Source organism: Streptomyces sp. NPDC051104 (genome assembly GCF_040682835.1).
Taxonomy (GTDB): Bacteria; Actinomycetota; Actinomycetes; order Streptomycetales; family Streptomycetaceae; genus Streptomyces; species Streptomyces cynarae.
Window position 1 is genome coordinate 254,238 of the sequence record NZ_JBFBBS010000002.1, and the last position, 19,777, is coordinate 274,014.

14 protein-coding genes are annotated in these 19,777 nt (G+C 71.6%); 2 read left to right on the forward strand and 12 right to left on the reverse strand.

What is annotated here, in order from left to right; translation table 11 throughout:
- Nucleotide 1: 1 nt before the first annotated feature.
- Nucleotides 2-1,234, reverse strand: a complete 1,233-nt coding sequence (hemW, locus tag AB0N14_RS05840) for a radical SAM family heme chaperone HemW (RefSeq protein WP_366024462.1) — start codon at nt 1,232-1,234, stop codon at nt 2-4.
- A gap of 31 nt (nt 1,235-1,265) precedes the next feature.
- Entirely contained in the window at nt 1,266-3,197 is a 1,932-nt protein-coding gene (locus tag AB0N14_RS05845) for an ATP-binding SpoIIE family protein phosphatase (protein ID WP_366024463.1), read from the reverse strand.
- A gap of 157 nt (nt 3,198-3,354) precedes the next feature.
- Here AB0N14_RS05845 and AB0N14_RS05850 point away from each other — a divergent pair, with 157 nt between their 5' ends.
- Nucleotides 3,355-3,918, forward strand: coding sequence for a response regulator (locus AB0N14_RS05850; RefSeq protein ID WP_366024464.1), 564 nt, complete (start codon nt 3,355-3,357; stop codon nt 3,916-3,918).
- 6 nt (nt 3,919-3,924) lie between these two features.
- Here AB0N14_RS05850 and AB0N14_RS05855 read toward each other — a convergent pair whose 3' ends face one another.
- Together AB0N14_RS05855 and lepA are read right to left on the reverse strand one after the other, a co-directional pair.
- Nucleotides 3,925-5,799 (reverse strand): AMP-dependent synthetase/ligase, encoded by a 1,875-nt coding sequence (locus AB0N14_RS05855; protein WP_366024465.1) that lies wholly within the window; start codon nt 5,797-5,799, stop codon nt 3,925-3,927.
- 266 nt (nt 5,800-6,065) lie between these two features.
- On the reverse strand, nt 6,066-7,934 hold the full coding sequence (gene lepA / locus AB0N14_RS05860) for a translation elongation factor 4 (protein WP_366024466.1): 1,869 nt from the start codon (nt 7,932-7,934) through the stop codon (nt 6,066-6,068).
- A gap of 287 nt (nt 7,935-8,221) precedes the next feature.
- On the opposite strand from lepA, the gene rpsT reads away from it, so the two are divergent.
- Nucleotides 8,222-8,488, forward strand: coding sequence for a 30S ribosomal protein S20 (rpsT, locus tag AB0N14_RS05865; RefSeq protein ID WP_366024467.1), 267 nt, complete (start codon nt 8,222-8,224; stop codon nt 8,486-8,488).
- Nucleotides 8,489-8,886: 398 nt separating this feature from the next.
- On the opposite strand, the gene holA is transcribed toward rpsT, so the two are convergent.
- From holA to leuS, 8 genes are all read right to left on the reverse strand, one after another.
- Nucleotides 8,887-9,876 carry a DNA polymerase III subunit delta gene (holA, locus tag AB0N14_RS05870; protein WP_366024468.1) on the reverse strand — a complete coding sequence of 330 codons (990 nt, stop codon included), beginning with the start codon at nt 9,874-9,876 and terminating at the stop codon, nt 8,887-8,889.
- 61 nt (nt 9,877-9,937) lie between these two features.
- Nucleotides 9,938-10,183 (reverse strand): hypothetical protein, encoded by a 246-nt coding sequence (locus AB0N14_RS05875; protein ID WP_366024469.1) that lies wholly within the window; start codon nt 10,181-10,183, stop codon nt 9,938-9,940.
- A 177-nt stretch (nt 10,184-10,360) separates the two neighbouring features.
- Nucleotides 10,361-11,200 (reverse strand): arylamine N-acetyltransferase, encoded by an 840-nt coding sequence (locus AB0N14_RS05880; protein WP_366024470.1) that lies wholly within the window; start codon nt 11,198-11,200, stop codon nt 10,361-10,363.
- 4 nt (nt 11,201-11,204) lie between these two features.
- Entirely contained in the window at nt 11,205-13,730 is a 2,526-nt protein-coding gene (locus AB0N14_RS05885) for a ComEC/Rec2 family competence protein (RefSeq protein WP_366024471.1), read from the reverse strand.
- Nucleotides 13,727-14,821, reverse strand: a complete 1,095-nt coding sequence (locus tag AB0N14_RS05890) for a ComEA family DNA-binding protein (protein ID WP_366024472.1) — start codon at nt 14,819-14,821, stop codon at nt 13,727-13,729. Before AB0N14_RS05890 ends, AB0N14_RS05885 begins: the two co-directional genes overlap by 4 nt.
- A 128-nt stretch (nt 14,822-14,949) precedes the next feature.
- Complete coding sequence (locus tag AB0N14_RS05895; protein ID WP_366024473.1) at nt 14,950-15,795, reverse strand: DegV family protein; 846 nt, start codon at nt 15,793-15,795, stop codon at nt 14,950-14,952.
- A gap of 72 nt (nt 15,796-15,867) precedes the next feature.
- Nucleotides 15,868-16,602, reverse strand: a complete 735-nt coding sequence (locus tag AB0N14_RS05900; RefSeq protein ID WP_366024474.1) for a hypothetical protein — start codon at nt 16,600-16,602, stop codon at nt 15,868-15,870.
- 149 nt (nt 16,603-16,751) lie between these two features.
- Complete coding sequence (gene leuS, locus AB0N14_RS05905; protein ID WP_366024475.1) at nt 16,752-19,631, reverse strand: leucine--tRNA ligase; 2,880 nt, start codon at nt 19,629-19,631, stop codon at nt 16,752-16,754.
- Nucleotides 19,632-19,777: the final 146 nt, after the last annotated feature.

The following is a 19,777-nucleotide window of genomic DNA, read 5'->3' on the forward strand; positions in this document are numbered from 1 at the left end:
ATCAGTCCACCAGGTCCCGCACCACCGCATCCGCCAGCAACCGCCCCCGCAGCGTGAGAACGGCCCGCCCCTCCTCGTACGGACCGGGCTCCAGCAGTCCCTCCCCCAGCGCCCGGCGCGAAGCCGCGAGCCCTTCCTCCCGCAGCAGAGCCAGCGGTACCCCCTCCCGCAGCCGCAGCTCCAGCAGTATCCGCTCCACCCGGCGGTCCTCCTCCGACAGGACCTCCCGACCGGCGCCCGGGGAGCGGCCCTCCGCCAGTGCCGCCGCGTACGCCCCCGGGTGCTTCACGTTCCACCAGCGCACGCCGCCCACGTGGCTGTGGGCGCCCGGGCCCGCGCCCCACCAGTCCGCGCCCCGCCAGTACAGCTCGTTGTGCAGGCAGCGGCCGGCGGTCGAGGTGGCCCAGTTCGAGACCTCGTACCAGTCGTAGCCCGCCGACCCCAGCACCTCGTCCGCGATCAGATAGCGGTCCGCGTGCACGTCGTCGTCCGTCATCGGGATCTCGCCCCGGCGGATGCGCCGGGCGAGCTGCGTGCCCTCCTCCACGATCAGCGCGTACGCCGAGATGTGGTCCGGGGCCGCCGCCAGCGCCGCGTCCAGGGAGGCGCGCCAGTCGTCGTCCGACTCCCCCGGGGTGCCGTAGATCAGGTCCAGGTTCACGTGCTCGAAGCCCGCCGCCCGCGCCTCGGCCACGCACGCCTCGGGACGGCCCGGGGTGTGCGTGCGGTCGAGGATCTTCAGGACGTGCGGGCGGGCGCTCTGCATGCCGAAGGAGATCCGGGTGAAGCCGCCCTCCCGGAGGGTGGCCAGATACGCCGGGTCCACCGACTCCGGGTTCGCCTCCGTCGTCACCTCCGCGTCCTCCGCGAGGCCGAACTCGTCGCGGATCGCCCCCAGCATCCGTACGAGGTCGTCCGCGGCCAGCAGCGTCGGCGTACCGCCCCCGACGAAGACCGTGCGCACCTCGCGCGGGTCGTCGCCCAGCACCTTGCGGGCCAGGCGGACCTCGTCGATCAGGGTCGACGCGTAGTTGTCCCGGGAGGCGAGGACGCCTCCCGTGCCCCGCAGCTCCGTCGCCGTGTACGTGTTGAAGTCGCAGTAGCCGCAGCGCGTCGCGCAGTACGGCACATGGAGGTAGAACCCGAGGGGGCGCTCGGCGGACCCGGCGAGCGCGTGCGCGGGCAGCGCGCCGTCGTCGGGGACCGGTTCGCCGTCGGGGAGTGCGGAAGGCATGTCCTCCATTGTCCCGTACTGCCAGAAGTCCTCATTCCGCCTGCAGCACCAGCAGCGCCAGATCGTCCTCCGGCGGCTTCCCGCCGAACTCGTGCACCAGCGTCCTGATCCGCTCGGCGACCAGCTCCGCGTTCATCCCGGCGCAGTCGGCCAGGGCCGCCGCGAGCCCGTCGCCGTCGTCGAACTGGCGGGACCCGCTGCGCCGCTCGGTCACCCCGTCGGTGACGCACAGCAGCGTGTCGCCCGAGCGCAGCTCGAAGGTCTCGCACGTGTACGTCTCGTCCTCGACGACCCCGAGCAGCGTCTGCGGCTGGGCCACGGCCCGTACGTCGCCGCCCGGGCCGAGCAGCAGCGGCAGCGGATGCCCGGCCGAGGCGAGCGTGCAGCGCACTCCGCCGTCGAAGGGGACCAGTTCCCCGTAGAGGAGGGAGAGGAAGCGGGCGTGGGGGCCCTCGTCGGCGACCGGCATCGGCGTGCCCGCCGTGACCAGCGCCCGCGCCGCCGCGTCGGATGCCTCCGTGGCGTCGTCGAGCAGGAGCTGGTTGAGGCGGTCCAGGACGTCGGGGACGTCGTACCCCTCGCGGGCCAGCAACCGCAGCCAGGGCCGGGCGAGCCCGATCACGACCGCGGCCTCCGGGCCCTTGCCCTGGACATCGCCGAGCGCGAAGCACCACCGTCCGTGGCCGGCCGGGAAGATGTCGTAGAAGTCACCGCTCGGTCCGCCCATGTCGCACGGCTCGTACACAAGTGCGCTGCTCACCCCGGGGATCTCGGCGACCGCGCCGGGCAGCAGCCCGCGCTGGAGCACCCGGCTGATGGTGGCCTGGCGCGCGTACTGCCGGGCCGCCCCGATGGCCAACGCCACCCGGCGGCTGAGGTCCTCGACGAGTCCGGTGATCTCGTCGGGGAAGCGCAGCAACCCGGCCCGCCCGATGACGAGCGTCCCGAGCGGCCGCCCGCCCGCGATCAGCCGGTAGGCGAGCGCCGCCCCGGTCGCGCCCCGCGGGCCCAGCGCCTCGCCGGGCCAGGGCACGGGCACCGCCCGGGAACGCACCGACTCGGGCAGCCGGGGCGGGTCCTTCTCCAGGCCCCTGCGCAGTTCCTCGATGAGGTTCTCGCTGCCGTGCCAGACGCGGGCGAGCCGGGGCCCGGCCGCGATCGGCGCCGAAGGGCCGCGCCAGCCGGTCGCCTCGTCCTCCAGCCACACCGCGCACCAGTCGGCGAGCCGGGGCACGATCAGCTGCCCGGTGAGCGCGGCGACCAGGTCCTCGTCGAGCTGCCCGGCGAGCAGGTCGGACGCCTCGGCCAGGAAGGACAGCGCGCCGCGGCCCCGCCACTCCCGGTCGTGCAGGCCGCGCCCGGGTTCGGCGAAGGCGGAGAGTTCGGGCCCGAGTATCTCGGCCGGGCTCAGCCCGCGTCCCAGGGCGCTGTCCCCGGCGTACGTGTCGATCCCGTCCTCGGCGTCCAGGGCGGCGTGCAGGGGAAGCAGCGCCCAGACGGTCTTCGTGCCGGTGCGGTAGCTGATCCCCCAGGCCGTGGAGAGGGAGGAGACGAGGCGCAGGCCGCGCCCGTACTCCGGTATGCCGTAGGGGCGCTCGGTGCCGTCGTCCCGGACCGCGCGCGAGGGGTGGTGGTCGGAGACCTCGACGAGGAGCCCGGCCGACTCGCCCTGCGCGTCCATGAGGCGGCAGACCAGCTCGACGTCGGTGCCGGCGTGGATGACGGCGTTGGTGACGAGTTCGCTGACGACGAGCAGGGCGTCGTCGGCCAGCCGCTCGGTGACGGCGTCGGGCTCGGCGGCCCGGTCCCACTCGCTGAGGGCGGCGCGTACGAGCCGGCGGGCGGTGCCGGCCGCAAGGGGGCTGCCGGGCAGGGTCGCCCGCACCACCGTGCGCAGGGGCGCCGACTCGAGCACGTCGGGGGAGCGGGAGGCGGTCTCCCGTTGGGTGGGAATGGGCCCCATGGACAGCTCCCCGGGCAGTTCGGTCGAATGAGCCTGTGGCGATGCGGACAGGGTGACAGACTGGCCCCGCCCATAAGCACCGAGTTACCTAAGTGGCCCGCCATGAGTGAGAACCGTGCTACGCATGTGGTCGAAGACGGACAGATTCGAGCAGGGCATGCCTACTGAGAAGACGTCCGAGGACAGCGCCGGCATCCTCCTCGTCGACGACATGGAGGACAACCTGACCGCACTGGAGGCCGTGCTGCGCTCGCTCAACGAGCCGCTGGTGCGCGCGCGTTCGGGCGAGGAGGCGATGAAGGCGCTGCTCGAGCGCCGGTTCGCGGTGGTCCTGCTGGACATCCGCATGCCGGGCATGGACGGTTTCGAGACCGCCGCGCACATCAAACGCCTCGACCGGGCCAAGGACGTCCCGATCGTCTTCCTGACCGGCTCGGACGCGGAGGCCGGGTATGCCTTCCGGGGGTACGCGACGGGGGCCGCGGACTATCTGACGAAGCCGTTCGATCCATGGGTGCTGCGGGCCAAGGTGACGGTGTTCCTCGATCTGTACCGCAAGAGCAGGCAGTTGGAGCGGCTGCAGGAGGGCCTGGCCGGCCTGGTGGAGCGCCTGTCCGGCCTGGAGGAACGCCTGTCCGCGGACGACCTCCCGGACCTGGCGGAACTACGGTGCCGGGTCCGGGAGTTACAGCAGTTGGCAGCCGAGGGGCAGGCGTCCTGATGTTTTTTAGGCTTCGCGCGATCCCGCGTACATCTCATCGATCAGGTGCTTGTACTCACGTTCGACGACCGGACGCTTCAGCTTCAGGCTGGGCGTGATCTCCCCGTGCTCCACATCGAGGTCCCGCGGCAGCAGCCGGAACTTCTTGATGGTCTGCCAGCGCTGGAGGCCCTCGTTGAGCTGCTTGACATAGCCGTCGACCATCTCCACCGTCTGCGGGGCGGCCACGACCTCGGCGTAGGACTTGCCCTCCAGGCCGTTCTCCTTCGCCCACTCCAGGATCGCGACCTCGTCGAGCGCGATCAGCGCGGTGCAGAAGTTACGGTCGGCACCGTGCACGAGGATGTTGGAGACATACGGGCACACCGCCTTGAACCGTCCCTCGACCTCGGCGGGCGCGATGTACTTGCCGCCGGATGTCTTGATGAGGTCCTTCTTGCGGTCGGTGATGCGCAGATACCCGTCGGGCGACAGCTCGCCGATGTCACCGGTGTGGAACCAGCCGTCCGGCTCCAGCACCTCGGCGGTCTTCTCCGGCAGCCCGTGGTAGCCCTCCATGATGCCGGGGCTGCGCAGCAGGATCTCGCCGTCGTCCGCGATGCGCACCTCCGTGCCGGGCAGCGGCTTGCCGACCGTGCCCGTGCGGTAGGCCTCGCCCGGGTTGACGAAGGAGGCCGCGGAGGACTCGGTGAGGCCATAGCCCTCCAGGATGTGGATGCCGGCGCCCGCGAAGAAGTACCCGATCTCGGGCGCGAGGGCGGCCGACCCGGAGACGCAGGCCCGCAGCCGGCCGCCGAACGCCTCGCGGATCTTGGCGTAGACGAGGGTGTCCGCGACCTTGTGCTTGGCGCCGAGGCCGAACGGCACGGCGTGGGTACCGGTGCGGCGGAAGTTGTCCTGCGAGACCTTGGCGTACTCGCGGGCCACCTCGGCCGCCCACTGGAAGATCTTGTACTTGGCCGGGCCGCCCGCCCGGGCCTTGGCCGCGACGCCGTTGTAGACCTTCTCGAAGATGCGCGGCACGGCGGCCATGTACGTCGGCTGCACGACCGGCAGATTCTCGATGATCTTGTCGACGCGGCCGTCGACGGCGGTGACGTGCCCGACCTCGATCTGGCCGGAGGTGAGCACCTTGCCGAAGACGTGGGCGAGCGGCAGCCACAGGTACTGCACGTCCTCGGGACCGAGCAGCCCGGTCGCGGCGATCGCCTTCGCCATGTACGCCCAGTTGTCGTGCGGCAGACGCACGCCCTTGGGGCGGCCGGTGGTACCGGAGGTGTAGATGAGCGTGGCGAGCTGGTCCTTGGTGATCGCGCCGACCCGTTCCTTGATCAGCTCGGGGTGCTTCTCCAGGTAGGCGGCGCCGCGCTGCTCCAGTTCGGCCAGGGTGAGCACCCCGTCGCCGGTCTCGGCGCCGGCCGGGTCGATCACCACGACATGGGTCAGGGCGGGCAGTTCGTCGCGCTTCTGCTGTGCCTTGGCGAGCTGCTCGGCGTTCTCCGCGACGAGGACCTTGCTCTGGGAGTCGGAGAGGATGAAGGCCGACTCATCGGCGTTGGTCTGCGGATAGATGGTGGTCGTGGCGGCACCGGCGCACAGGATGCCGAGGTCGGCGAGGATCCACTCGACCCGGGTGGAGGAGGCGAGGGCGACGCGCTGCTCGGGCTGGACACCCAGTTCGATGAGCCCGGCCGCGATCGCGTGGACCCGCTCGGCGGCCTCGGCCCAGCTCAGCGACTTCCAGTCGTCGGGGCCCTCGCCGGAGGCCGGGGGTACGGGGTAGCGGTAGGCCTCGGCGTCCGGCGTGGCCGCCACGCGCTCCAGGAAGAGTGCCGCCACGGAGGGCGGACGGTTCTCGGTCAAAGTCTGTGTGTCGCTCACGACATCCTCCGGGGCCCGCGGCGGTGCGGCTGGCTGGCTCATTGCTGCTGGATCGTTGCGGCTGCGGTCACTCGAGACCGTTTGTTTAACTCACGAGTAACCCTCGAGCAGGCATCAGAGTAGAGCCCGACCGGCCGGTGCGTAAGGGGCGGTGGCCTGTCGTTTCGTACACAGAGCGACCGGGCGCACGCACAGGGACCCGCCGCGCTTTCGCACGACGGGCCCCGTACCGTCCGGTTTGCCGGGGTCATCGCGGCAGACCCGGGTTACTTCTTGGCCTTGCTCGACCCCGCGCTGTCATCGCTGGAGAGCACCGCGATGAAGGCTTCCTGCGGAACCTCCACGGAACCCACCATCTTCATCCGCTTCTTGCCCTCCTTCTGCTTCTCCAGCAGCTTCCGCTTACGGGAGATGTCACCGCCGTAGCACTTGGCGAGGACGTCCTTGCGGATGGCGCGGATGGTCTCGCGGGCGATCACGCGGGAGCCGATGGCGGCCTGCACCGGCACCTCGAAGTTCTGCCGCGGGATGAGCTCCTTCAGCTTGGCGACGAGCCGGACACCGTAGGCGTACGCCTGGTCCTTGTGGGTGATCGCCGAGAAGGCGTCGACCTTGTCGCCGTGCAACAGGATGTCCACCTTGACAAGTGAGCTGCTCTGCTCTCCCGTGGGCTCGTAGTCCAGGGAGGCATAGCCGCGCGTCTTGGACTTCAGCTGGTCGAAGAAGTCGAAGACGATCTCGGCGAGCGGCAGCGTGTAGCGGATCTCGACACGGTCCTCGGAGAGGTAGTCCATGCCGAGGAGGGTGCCGCGGCGGGTCTGGCACAGCTCCATGATCGCGCCGATGAACTCGGTGGGCGCGAGGATCGTGGCCCGTACGACCGGCTCGTACACCTCGGCGAGCTTGCCCTCGGGGAATTCGCTCGGATTGGTGACCGTGTACTCGGTGCCGTCCTCCATGATCACGCGGTAGACCACGTTGGGCGCGGTGGCGATCAGGTCCAGCCCGAACTCGCGCTCGAGCCGCTCGCGGACGACGTCGAGGTGCAGCAGTCCGAGGAAGCCGACCCGGAAGCCGAAGCCGAGGGCGGCGGAGGTCTCCGGCTCGTAGACGAGCGCGGCGTCGTTGAGCTGGAGCTTGTCGAGGGCCTCGCGCAGGTCGGGGTAGTCGGAGCCGTCCAGCGGATACAGGCCCGAGAAGACCATGGGCTTCGGGTCCTTGTACCCGCCCAGCGGCTTCTCGGCGCCCTTGACCTGGCTGGTGATGGTGTCACCGACCTTGGACTGGCGGACGTCCTTCACCCCGGTGATGAGGTAACCCACCTCACCGACCCCGAGGCCGTCGGCACCGAGCATCTCGGGCGAGTTGACGCCGATCTCCAGCAGTTCGTGCGTGGCGCCGGTGGACATCATCCGGATGCGCTCGCGTTTGTTGAGCTGGCCGTCGATGACACGGACGTAGGTGACGACGCCGCGGTAGGAGTCGTAGACCGAGTCGAAGATCATCGCGCGGGCGGGCGCGTCGGCGACGCCGACCGGGGCCGGGATCTGCTCGACGACCTTGTCCAGCAGCGCCTCGACGCCGAGGCCGGTCTTGGCGGAGACCTTCAGTACGTCACCGGGATCGCAGCCGATGAGGTTGGCGAGTTCCTCGGCGAACTTCTCCGGCTGCGCGGCCGGCAGGTCGATCTTGTTGAGGACGGGGATGATCGTGAGGTCGTTCTCCATCGCCAGGTAGAGGTTGGCGAGGGTCTGCGCCTCGATGCCCTGGGCGGCGTCGACGAGGAGGATGGTGCCCTCGCAGGCGGCGAGGGAGCGGGAGACCTCATAGGTGAAGTCGACGTGCCCCGGGGTGTCGATCATGTTCAGGATGTGCGTGTTGCCCGGATCGTGGGTGGGGGCCCAGGGCAGCCGCACGGCCTGGGACTTGATGGTGATGCCGCGCTCGCGCTCGATGTCCATGCGGTCGAGGTACTGAGCGCGCATCTGCCGCTGCTCGACGACGCCGGTCAGCTGGAGCATCCGGTCGGCGAGCGTGGACTTGCCGTGGTCGATGTGCGCGATGATGCAGAAATTGCGGATCAGAGCCGGGTCGGTACGGCTCGGCTCGGGCACATGGCTAGGGATCGCGGGCACGCAGGGTCCTGATTCTTGAGGCGTCCGCAGTGTCTGCGGTCTCGGGTCGGATCGATACGTAGCCTCCATGGTCCCACGCGCGCGGGGCTACGACCGGTTCGGGCCGTGCCGGAGGCGGTGGAACGGGTGGCCAGGAGAGGCCTCGAGGCCGGTTTGGGCGGGCCAGAGGGCGGCTGGTAGCCTGGGTGGCTGTGTCTCCTGCCCTCTCAGCGCGAGACACGTCTTCAAGAAATCACCGGCGCGTGAGACGTCCAGTCTCCCGCGCCTGAACCTGTAAAGGCTCATTCGTGGCGAACATCAAGTCCCAGATCAAGCGGAACAAGACGAACGAGAAGGCGCGCCTGCGCAACAAGGCCGTCAAGTCCTCGCTCAAGACCGCGATCCGCAAGGCTCGCGAGGCCGCTGCCGCGGGCGACGCCGAGAAGGCCACCGAGCTCCAGCGCGCCGCCGCGCGTGCGCTCGACAAGGCCGTCTCGAAGGGCGTCATCCACAAGAACCAGGCCGCCAACAAGAAGTCGGCGCTGGCCGCCAAGGTCACGACCCTCAAGGGCTGACCCCCTCCATTTGATCTGAACTGGTCCAACCGCCGGAAGGACCCAGAGCGGGCCCTCTCTCATCCGCTCCCGACCGGCACCCCGAGTCCGTACGCGGCCTGCGTTCGCCACGCGGGTACGGACTCACCCGCTCGAACCGAAGGCCCCGCCGGCCGTCCTTCCCCAGGACGGAGTGTGCGGGGCCTTCGGCGTGGGCCGCCAGTCGGGGACGGGTAGCCAGTCGGCGTGGGGAGCCACGTCAGCCGGAGCAGTCAGTGGGCACGGGTAGCCCGTCGGCGGGGGGAGCCACGTCAGCGGGGGCAGCCAGTCGGCATGGGGAGCCACGTCGGCGGGCAGTCAGTCGGCGTGGGGAGCCACGCCGACACGGGCAGCCGCGCGTGCGCGGGCCGCGCTCCTCGCTAGCCGCGCCCCCGGGACCGCGCCGCCCGGGCGATCGTCACCACGGCCTTCTCCAGCGCGTACTCCGGGTCGTCCCCGCCGCCCTTCACGCCCGCGTCCGCCTCGGCCACCGCGCGCAGCGCGACCGCGACCCCCTCCGGCGTCCAGCCCCGCATCTGCTGCCTGACCCGGTCGATCTTCCACGGCGGCATGCCCAGCTCCCGGGCGAGGTCCGCGGGGCGACCGCCCCGGGCCGAGGAGAGCTTCCCGATCGCCCGCACCCCCTGCGCCAGCGCGCTCGTGATCATCACCGGCGCCACGCCTGTCGCCAGCGACCACCTGAGCGCCTCCAGCGCCTCCGCCGCCCGCCCCTCGACCGCCCGGTCCGCGACCGTGAAGCTGGAGGCCTCGGCCCGCCCGGTGTAGTACCGCCCGACCACCGCCTCGTCGATCGTGCCCTCGGCGTCCGCGGTGAGCTGCGCCACCGCGGACGCCAGCTCCCTCAGATCGCTGCCGATCGCGTCGACCAGCGCCTGGCACGCCTCGGGCGTCGCCGAACGCCCCAGCGTGCGGAACTCTCCACGGACGAACGCCAGTCGGTCCGCCGGCTTCGTCATCTTCGGGCACGCCACCTCCCGGGCGCCCGCCTTGCGCGCGGCGTCGAGCAGGCCCTTGCCCTTGGCGCCGCCCGCGTGCAGCAGCACCAGGGTGATCTCCTCGGCGGGCGAGCCGAAGTACCCCTTGAGTTCCTTGATCGTGTCGGCCGGAAGATCCTGTGCGTTGCGTACGACCACGACCTTGCGCTCGGCGAAGAGCGACGGGCTCGTCAGCTCGGCCAGCGTGCCGGGCTGCAACTGCTCCGGGGTCAGGTCCCGCACGTCCGTGTCGGCGTCGGCGGCCCGGGCGGCGGCCACCACCTCCCGCACGGCACGGTCGAGCAGGAGGTCCTCCTGGCCCACGGCAAGGGTGACGGGGGCGAGAGGGTCGTCATTCGCGGTCTTCTTGGCCATCACGGACAGCATCCCACGCGCCACTGACAACGGGTGCCCGCGGCCGCCGCCGCCCGAAGGGTTACGGCTCCTCCCGCCAGCCGTCCCACTCCCCCGCGAACGCGTCCAGCCGCTCCGGATCGAGCAACTGTTGTTCGTCCCGCAGCACCACCAGCCACTGCGCGTCCTCGGCGTCGTCCTCGCCGGCCAGTGCGTCCCGGACGATCCGCGGTTCCTCGTCCAGCCGGAACCGCTCCGCCAGCGCCTCCGCCGCCTCCTGAGCGGCATCGCGGTCCGGTAGCACCAGCACATGTCTCACATCACTCACGAGGCCATTCTCCGGCACCGGGACGCGACCGGCGCCCAAGCCCCGAACCGCTCGCTGGAGAACTCGAGCGAAGTCGCACTCCACCACTGGTGAGACCGGCACCACACGACTGGCACCACACGACCGCAGAGCGGGAATCCAGCACATGTGCCGGAACTGCGCGACGAGTGACACCGATCAGCCGCTTTGGCCCGTCTTTCGTAGCGTGGGCGCCCGGTCCAGCTCGATCCCGAACCGCTCCCGGTACACCTCCAGCACCTCCTTCTCGTCCGCCAGTTCCGTCCCCTCCTTCCGCCCGTCCGGGGTCGTCACCGTCAGTCGGCTGCCACTGAGCGTGATCCGCCCTCCGTCCTCCGTGACCCGCGAGCACACCAGCGACCGCACGAAGTGCGACTCGGGCGACGTGCTGTGCCACCAGACTCCGGCCCTGAAGTCCCTGAGCGCCCGCGGCCGCACCTCCAGCCGGTACTGCCGCCTGCCCTCCCGCATCACGTCCAGATCCCCGAACTCGGCCGAACCGCCGCCTCCCCTCGCCCCCGCCGCATAGGCCCCCGCCTCGATCACCCGGAAAACCCCGGCCGGGTCCCGCTGCTCGCCCCGCTCCCGCAACGCCAGCGGACAGTGGCTGTGCGCACCGAACCCGACGTCCGCCAGCCAGTCGCCTCCGTCCACCGTCCGTACCCGCAGCGCGAGATGGTCGTACGGAATCCCGAGCCGCCCCTCGTCGTCGTAGACCCGCCCGGCGAGCAGCGTGACATCGAAGCCGAGCGCGGCCAGCAACGCCCCGAACGCTCCGTTGAGTTCGTAGCAGAAGCCGCCCCTGCGCGCCCCCACGATCTTGTCCAGCAGCCGCTCCTCCTCCAGCACGATCTTCTCGCCGAGGTGGATCGACAGGTTCTCGAACGGCACGGTCCTCAGGTGGCGCAGATGCAGCTCACGCAGCACATCGCCGGTGGGCCAGGCGGGGTGCTGCGCCCCGATCCTGCGGAGGTAGGCGTCAACCTGTGCGGAGTCCATGCCCTCAGTCTCTCGCCACGCTCAACCCCCCGCCCGCCCCGACGACGGCGATCGCGCCGTCCTGGTCCGTACGCAGCACCAACGCGCCCTCGTCCCGCAGCGCCGCGACCGTGCTCGGCGCCGGATGACCGTAGGGGTTGTCCCTGCCGCACGAGATCAGCGCGAGCCGCGGTGCCACCCTGCGTATGAGCTCCGGGTCCTGGTAGGCCGACCCGTGATGGGCGACCTTGAGGACGTCCACGGGTCCCAGCTCCGCCCCGGCCGGTGATCTCAGCAGCGCCTGCTGGGCCGGTGGTTCGAGATCCCCGAGCAGCAGCAGGGTCAGCCCCGCCGACCGCACGAACAGCGCCACACTCGCGTCGTTCGGACCGTCGGGGGCCGGGGCGGGATCCTGGGGAGGCCACAGCACCCGCCAGTCGAGTTCCCCGGTGCGACGGCCCTCCCCCGCAACGGCGCGCGTCACCGGAATGTGCCGGGCGGCCGCCTGAGCGCGCACGAACGCGGCCTGGTCCGGTGGCTCGTCGAACCCGGTCGTCTCGATCACCCCGACCGCACGCCCGCGCAGCACTCCCGGGAGACCCGCCACATGGTCGGCGTGGAAGTGGGTCAGCACGAGCAGTGCGACCCGGCTGACGCCGAGCACGGTCAGACACCGGTCGACCAGCGCCGGATCGGGCCCCGCGTCCACGACCACCGCCGTGCCCTCGCCCGCCGCCAGCACGGTCGCGTCACCCTGCCCCACGTCACACATCGCGAACCGCCAGCCCGGCGGCGGCCACCCGGTGATCACCCGGGTCAGAGGGGGCGGCTGCACCACCACGAGCAGCAGCACCACGGCACAGGCACCGGTCAGCCAGGGGTGCCTCAGCAGCCGCCGGCAGACGAGCAGGACCATCACCGTCACGGCTGCCAGCAGCAGCGCCCCCGCCCAGCTGCCGGGCCAGTCCACCGCGCCGCCCGGCAACGACGCCCCGGTGCGCGCGATGCCGGCGATCCACCCGGCCGGCCAACCCGCGCACCACGCCAGTGCCTTGGCGACCGGCAGAGCCACCGGAGCCACCGCCAGTGCCGCGAACCCCAACACTGTGGCCGGTGCCACCGCGAACTCCGCGAGCAGGTTGCAGGGCACCGCGACCAGACTCACCCGCGTCGACAGCACCGCGACGACCGGTGCGCACAGTGCCTGGGCGGCGGCCGCGGCGGCCAGCGCCTCGGCAAGCCTGGGCGGCACCCGGCGCCGCCGCAACTCCGTGCTCCAGCGCGGGGCGACCGTCAGCAGCGCCCCGGTGGCCAGCACGGACAGCAGGAAGCCGTAGCCCCGCGCGAGCCAGGGGTCGTACAGCACCAGCAGCAGGACCGCGACGGCCAGCGCGGGCAGCAGGGATCTGCGGCGCCCGGTGGCGAGTGCGAGCAGCGCGATCGTCCCGCAGGCCGCGGCCCGGAGCACGCTCGGGTCGGGCCGGCACACGACCACGAAGCCGAGCGTGAGCACGCCGCCCAGCAGCGCCGTGCCCCGCAGCGGGATGCCGAGCAGCGGTGCGAGTCCTCGGCGCTCCACGCGCTGCGCCAGTCCGGCCGGGCCGATGAACAGGGCCAGCAGAAGCGTGAAGTTGCCTCCGCTCACGGCCAGCAGATGCGCGAGATCCGTCTCCTTGAAGGCGTCGTCCAGCTCCGGGGTGACTCGCGAGGTGTCGCCCACGACCAGCCCAGGCAGCAGCGCCCGCGCGTCCGGGTCGAGCCCGTCGGTCGCCTCACGCAGCCCCGCGCGCAACCGCCCCGCCCATCGCTGCGCCGTCGACGGCTCGCCCACGACGTCGGGTGGCCCCCCGTCCCGGACGCGCACCACGGCGGCGACGCGGTCACCTCCCGTCAGCGGGAGTGCCAGCCTGCCCGCCACGCGCACCCGCGTCGAGGGCAGCAGCGCAAGCCACGGCGACCGCCCGGGCTCCACCCCGCGGGTGCGCGGATCGACGACCAGCAGCACGGGCGTCCGCGTCGCCACCGCGGTCCCGTCGGCCTTCGTCAGGCTCCGCATCTCGCCGTCAAGCAGGACGGCGGTAGCCGTGGCGTGATCGCCCTTGACCCTGGGCCGGGTGAGCCGTGGATCGGAGGTGACCTCGATCTCCGCCCTCACCTCGGCGTACTGACGCGCCAGAGCGGGAACCGGCCCCCGGCGCAGATCCGCGCCATGGAGCCCGGCGGAGGCGGCGGCAGCGGCGACACAGAGCAGCACGGCGGCGACCGACACCGCCGACCGCGGGCCCCCGGCCCGAAGCCCGTCGCCAGGGCCTCCCCACCGCAGCACCAACAGCCCACCGGCCACCGCAAGACAGCCGGCGGCCACACCGACGACCCAGGCGGCCGGCGCGTCCAGAGCCCACGCGGCCGCGCCCCAGGCCCCCAACGCGGGCCCCACCAGCCGGAGATCCGCCGACCCCTCCTGCCGGGGGTGGGGATCACCCAGCGGACTGCGGACATCCCCCGGTGGCGCCTTCCGCCTGTCCGCGCCGGGTTGCTTCGGCGGCCTCATGGCCGTACGAGGTTCCGTAGGTCGGCGAAACGGCGTTCGCCGATGCCGTTGACCTGCCGAAGTTCGTCGACCGAGCGGAAACCGCCGTGCTGGGACCGGTAGTCGACGATGTGCTGGGCCAGCACGGGCCCCACCCCCGGCAGCGCGTCGAGCTGGTCCACCGTCGCGGTGCTGAGGGAGACCGGGGTGCCGGGAGCGGCCGATCCGCCGGCCGCCGGAAGGGCCGGGCCGGCGCCCGGTGCCAGGGCCGGACCGCCCACCACGATCTGCTCGCCGTCCACCAGGAGGCGGGCGCGGTTGAGGCCGTCGGTGTCGGTGCCCGGGCGTACTCCGCCCGCCGCCCGCAGGGCGTCCGCCACCCGTGACCCGGCCGGCAGCCTCTGCAGCCCGGGGTTGCGCACCTTGCCGCCGATGTCCACCACCACGGCGGCTCCCGTCCCCGCTCCGGTGCCGCCTGCTGCCTGCGGTCCGGTCGCCTTCGGTCCCGTCGAGGCGCCCGACTCCGCCGAACGTTTGGCTCCCGCCGTCCCGTAGGGCGCCGCCGCCCGCACCACCTCGGGCGCCCGCATCGGCTCGGTCCGGCCCGTCCAGAAGTGCTGCGCGGCGAAAACCACGGCCACCAGCAGGAGCACGCCCAGCGCGGCCACGCTCCTCCGCTCCAGCCCGCACCTGGTCTGCAGCCACAACGGCATCCGTTCGCGCAGTGCCGGGACGACCCGCTCCCGCCAGACTCCGCCCGTCGCGGCGGGCTCGGGTGCGTCCATGTCGCCGACGGCGGCCGGCCCGCTCGGCCGGGCGCTCCCGCTCCCCGCCGACGTGCCCGCCCGTGACTCCCCGACGTCCCGGTCCGCCCTCGGTGGCCCGTTTCCCCATGCCTGTCGTTCCGTTGCTCCTTCGGCGAAGGGTGCCTCCGCGCGTTCGGCGAAGAGTGCCTCCGCACGCAGGCGCAGCACGTCAGCGGCCGAGGGCTGGTGTCGTCGGGCGTGCGCCCGCGGATGCCGCGGGCGGTGGTGGGCGCGGCCGTCGGAGCCGGGGCCGCGGCCGGGGCCGCTTGTGGGAGCGGTGGTGCGTGAACGTGATCGAAGTGCCATGCGCCGAGGATCGGGCAGATCACCGACCTCGTGATGATCTTGGTCAATTCCCGGGGATTACTGCCCGGTTGTGGATAACTCCGTCACCCACATGAGTCACCATCGCCCCAGGTACCGGTGTGACCCCGTCACCGAGGCGACACCACGGCCCCCAGCAGACCCGGTCCCGTGTGCGCCCCGATCACCGCCCCGACCTCGCTCACATGCAGGTCGGCCAGCCCGGGCACCCGTGCGCGCAGGCGGTCGGCGAGCGCCGACGCCCTTTCCGGAGCGGCGAGATGGTGGACCGCGATGTCGACCTGCCCGTTGCCGGCGCGCTCGGCGACGATCTCCTCCAGGCGGGCGATGGCCTTGGACGCCGTACGCACCTTCTCCAGCAACTCGATACGGCCGCCGCTCAGCTGCAACAGCGGCTTCACCGCGAGCGCCGAGCCGAGCAGCGCCTGCGCGGCGCCGATCCGGCCGCCGCGCCGCAGATAGTCCAGGGTGTCGACGTAGAAGTACGCGGAGGTGTCCGCGGCCCGCTTCTCCGCCGCCGTGACGGCGTCGTCGACCGTGCCGCCCGCCTCCGCGGCCTGAGCGGCGGCCAGCGCGCAGAAGCCGAGGGCCATCGCGACCATCCCGGTGTCGACCACGCGCACCGGCACGGGAGCCTCGCGCCCGGCGAGCACCGCGGCGTCGTACGTGCCGGAGAACTCGGAGGACAGGTGCAGCGAGACGATGTCGGTCGCCCCCGTGGCGGCGACCTTGCGGTAGGTCTCGGCGAACTGCTCCGGGCTGGGCCGGGAGGTGGTGACGGGCCGTCGCTTCTGCAGGGCCTGGGCCAGGGAACGGGCGGAGATCTCGGTGCCCTCTTCGAGTGCCTGGTCGCCGAGGACCACGGTCAGGGGCACCGCGGTGATGCCGTGGCGCTCCATCGTCCGCGGCGGCAGGTAGGCCGTTGAATCGGTGACGATCGCGACATGGCGGGACATGAGCTGGAGGTTACCTGCCGGAACGCGCCGGTGGCAGACCGACCCCGCCGACCTGGACGGTCCGTGGAGCGATCATCGGGTGCTCTCGGGGCGGGGCTTCCTCTGCCAGGGGTACACGGGCCGCTGGGTGCGCGGGCCGAGCGCCGGCCGGGTCTGCTCCCGGGCCGTACGCGACTCGGGTGTCTCCGGCCAGGCCTGGGAGGAGGCCGCGTCCTCCGGCGCCGGCGCCTCGGGCCAGGACGGGGCGGACCCCGTCGGCTGCTCTCTGGTCCAGTGGCGCAGGGCGCCCGCCTCCACATCGATCTGGGCGCTCAGCGCGTCCAGGTCGTCGTCCGCGAACCGGCGTGCCCTGTCATGGGCGGCCCAGCGCAGCGAGTCCGCCGACCGGGTGACACGCTCGGTCCGTTCGCGCAGCTCGGGCAGTCGGGAGACCAGCGCCTGCCGGTCCGGCTCCGCCTCCAGGCGCCGCAGCTCGGCGTCCAGTTCGTGTCCGTGCGCGCTGAGGCGCTTGAAGAGGCCCAGCGCCTCCTTCAGCGACGCGTCCTCGGTGACGCCCGCGTGGAGGGCGTCCTGAGTTGCGCGCATCGAGGTGCGCAGCCTCAGCCGCAGCTCGGCGAGTTCACCCGCCGGGCCGGGCTGGGTGAGGGTTCTGGCGCGCAGGGTGGTGTCCTCCACCGTGCGGCGGGCCTGCGCGATCGTACGGTCCACGCCGCGTTTCGCCGCGCCGACCGCCTTCACCGTCGCATACACGCCGAGGACGAGGCACAGCACGAACAGGAGCGCGATGACGGTCAGAACGGCTTCCACAACGCTCCTCCTCCGGTCGGCCGGGCGGCTGCTCACCGCTCTTCCACGGTAAACGCAACGGGCAGGCCCAGGGTTCCGGAAGAACCCCGAACCTGCCCGTAGGGGACTACCCCGACAAGGGCGGCACGGGTCGCCCGAGGCGACGGCCGCTATGCCGTGACGATGTTCACGAGCTTCGGCGCGCGCACGATCACCTTGCGGATCCCCGCGCCGCCCAGGGCCGCGACCACCTTCTCGTCGGCCAGCGCGACCTTCTCCAGTTCCTCCTCGGAGATCGAGGGCGGAACCTCCAGGCGCGCCTTGACCTTGCCCTTGACCTGGACCACGCAGGTCACGGTCTCGTCCACGACGTAGGCGGGGTCGGCGACCGGGAAGTCCTGGTGGACGACGGAGTCGGTGTGGCCCAGCCTGCGCCACAGCTCCTCGGCGATGTGCGGGGCCAGCGGAGCGATCAGCAGCACCAGCGACTCGGCGACCGAGCGCGGCACCGAGCCTCCCGCCTTCGTCAGGTGGTTGTTCAGCTCGGTGATCTTGGCGATGGCCGTGTTGAACCGCAGGCCCTCCAGGTCCTGGCGCACGCCGTCGATGGCCTTGTGCAGGGCGCGCAGGGTGTCCTCGTCGGGCTCGGCGTCGACGACGGTGACCTCACCGGTGGTCTCGTCGACGACATTGCGCCACAGCCGCTGCAGCAGCCGGAACTGGCCGACCACCGCGCGCGTGTCCCACGGCCGCGACACGTCCAGCGGGCCCATCGCCATCTCGTACAGGCGCAGGGTGTCCGCGCCGTACTCGGCGCAGATCTCGTCCGGAGTGACCGCGTTCTTCAGGGACTTGCCCATCTTGCCCAGCAGGCGGGTGACCTTCTCGCCCTGGTAGTAGTACGCGCCGTCGCGCTCCTCCACCTCGGCGGCCGGCACCGCGATGCCACGGCTGTCGCGGTAGACGTAGGCCTGGATCATGCCCTGGTTGAACAGCTTGTGGAACGGCTCCGCGGAGGAGACGTACCCCAGGTCGTACAGCACCTTGGACCAGAAGCGCGCGTACAGCAGGTGCAGCACGGCGTGCTCGGCGCCGCCGACGTACAGGTCGACGCCACCGTGCGGCATGCCCTCGCGCGGGCCCATCCAGTACTGCTCGATGGCCGGGTCGACCAGCTTCTCGCTGTTGTGCGGGTCCAGGTAGCGCAGCTCGTACCAGCAGGAACCGGCCCAGTTGGGCATGGTGTTGGTCTCGCGGCGGTACTTCTTCGGGCCGTCGCCCAGGTCCAGGGTGACGTTGACCCACTCCTGGTTGCGCGACAGCGGGGTCTCGGGCTGGGTGTCGGCGTCGTCCGGGTCGAAGGTGCGCGGCGAGTAGTCCTCGACCTCGGGCAGCTCCAGCGGCAGCATCGACTCGGGCAGCGCGTGGGCGACGCCGTCCTCGTCGTAGACGATCGGGAAGGGCTCGCCCCAGTAGCGCTGCCGGCTGAACAGCCAGTCGCGCAGGCGGAAGTTGACCGTGCCCTCGCCGATGCCCTTGCGCTCCAGCCACTCGGTGATGCGCGCCTTGGCGTCGGTGACGCCCAGACCGTCCAGCTTCACCGAGTCACCGGAGGAGTTGACGATCTTCGCGTCGTAGGAGACGAAGGCGTCGTCCCACGCCGACGGGTCGGTGCCGCGGCCGTCGGTGGGCTCCACGACGCAGCGGATCGGCAGCTCGAAGGCGCGCGCGAAGGCGAAGTCGCGGCTGTCGTGCGCCGGGACGGCCATGATCGCGCCGGTGCCGTAGCCCATCAGCACGTAGTCGGCGACGAAGACGGGGATCTTCTCGCCGTTGACCGGGTTCGTGGCGTACGCGCCCGTGAAGACGCCGGTCTTGTCCTTGGCCTCGGCCTGCCGCTCGACGTCGGATTTTGAGGCGGCCTGGGCGCGGTAGGCGGCGACGGCCCCGGCGGGCGTGGCGTGACCGCCGGTCCACACCTCGTGCGTGCCCTCGGGCCACGCCTCGGGGGTGAACTTCTCGACCAGCGGGTGCTCAGGTGCCAGCACCATGTAGGTGGCGCCGAACAGGGTGTCCTGGCGTGTGGTGAAGATCGTGATCGTCTCGCCGTCGATCGGGAAGTCGACCCGGGCACCCTCGGAGCGGCCGATCCAGTTGCGTTGCTGCAGCTTGATCGCCTCGGGCCAGTCCAGCTCCTCCAGGTCCTCCAGCAGCCGGTCGGCGTAGGCGGTGATGCGCATGTTCCACTGGCGCAGCTTGGCCTTGAAGACCGGGTAGTTGCCGCGCTCGGAGCGGCCGTCGGCGGTGACCTCCTCGTTGGCCAGGACCGTGCCCAGGCCGGGGCACCAGTTGACGGGCGCGTCGGAGGCGTAGGCCAGTCGGTACTCGCCCAGGACGTCGGCGCGCTCGGCGGCGGTCAGTTCGTTCCACGCGCGCGTGGTGCCCGGGATCCCACGCTCACCCGACTCGAACTGGGCGATCAGCTGGGAGATCGGGCGGGCCTTGCGGGCCTCCTCGTCGTACCAGGAGTTGAAGATCTGCAGAAAGATCCACTGGGTCCACTTGTAGTAGTCCGGGTCGATCGTGGCGAACGACCGGCGCTTGTCGTGGCCCAGGCCCAGCCGGCGCAGCTGGGACTTCATGTTCTCGATGTTGGCCTCGGTGGACACGCGCGGGTGCGTACCGGTCTGCACGGCGTACTGCTCGGCGGGCAGGCCGAAGGCGTCGAAGCCCAGAGTGTGCAGGACGTTGTGGCCGGTCATGCGCTGGAACCGGGCGAAGACGTCGGTGGCGATGTACCCCAGGGGGTGGCCGACGTGCAGGCCGGCACCCGAGGGATACGGGAACATGTCCATGATGAACTTCTTGGGCCTGGCGGCCAGCTCGGGATCGCCTGCCAGGTCCCCGCTCGGGTTCGGCGCCTCATAGGTGCCCTCGGCGTCCCAGAAGTCCTGCCAGCGTGCCTCGATCTCGGCCGCCAGAGCGGCCGTGTAGCGGTGCGGCGCTGCCTCCGCCGACACGGCGGCGGCAGCGGGGTTCGTCTCGCTCATGATCCTCAAAGCTCCATAGATCGTCTCTGCCGGCGGAAATGAAAAAGCCCCTCGCACAGGAGGGGTCGCCGCGCCGATTCCGACCATCGGATTCGCCCGGTGGTCGGGACTGATCAGCGCGGCTCGCTAAGCAGAAGGCGTACGGC

What these genes read in the sequence shown, in the direction of transcription:
- hemW (WP_366024462.1), bottom strand. Translation starts at nt 1,234, where the DNA reads ATGCCTTCCGCACTCCCCGACGGCGAACCGGTCCCCGACGACGGCGCG.
- AB0N14_RS05845 (WP_366024463.1), bottom strand. Translation starts at nt 3,197, where the DNA reads ATGGGGCCCATTCCCACCCAACGGGAGACCGCCTCCCGCTCCCCCGAC.
- AB0N14_RS05850 (WP_366024464.1), top strand. Translation starts at nt 3,355, where the DNA reads ATGCCTACTGAGAAGACGTCCGAGGACAGCGCCGGCATCCTCCTCGTC.
- holA (WP_366024468.1), bottom strand. Translation starts at nt 9,876, where the DNA reads ATGGCCAAGAAGACCGCGAATGACGACCCTCTCGCCCCCGTCACCCTT.
- AB0N14_RS05880 (WP_366024470.1), bottom strand. Translation starts at nt 11,200, where the DNA reads ATGGACTCCGCACAGGTTGACGCCTACCTCCGCAGGATCGGGGCGCAG.
- AB0N14_RS05885 (WP_366024471.1), bottom strand. Translation starts at nt 13,730, where the DNA reads ATGAGGCCGCCGAAGCAACCCGGCGCGGACAGGCGGAAGGCGCCACCG.
- AB0N14_RS05890 (WP_366024472.1), bottom strand. Translation starts at nt 14,821, where the DNA reads ATGGCACTTCGATCACGTTCACGCACCACCGCTCCCACAAGCGGCCCC.
- AB0N14_RS05895 (WP_366024473.1), bottom strand. Translation starts at nt 15,795, where the DNA reads ATGTCCCGCCATGTCGCGATCGTCACCGATTCAACGGCCTACCTGCCG.
- leuS (WP_366024475.1), bottom strand. Translation starts at nt 19,631, where the DNA reads ATGAGCGAGACGAACCCCGCTGCCGCCGCCGTGTCGGCGGAGGCAGCG.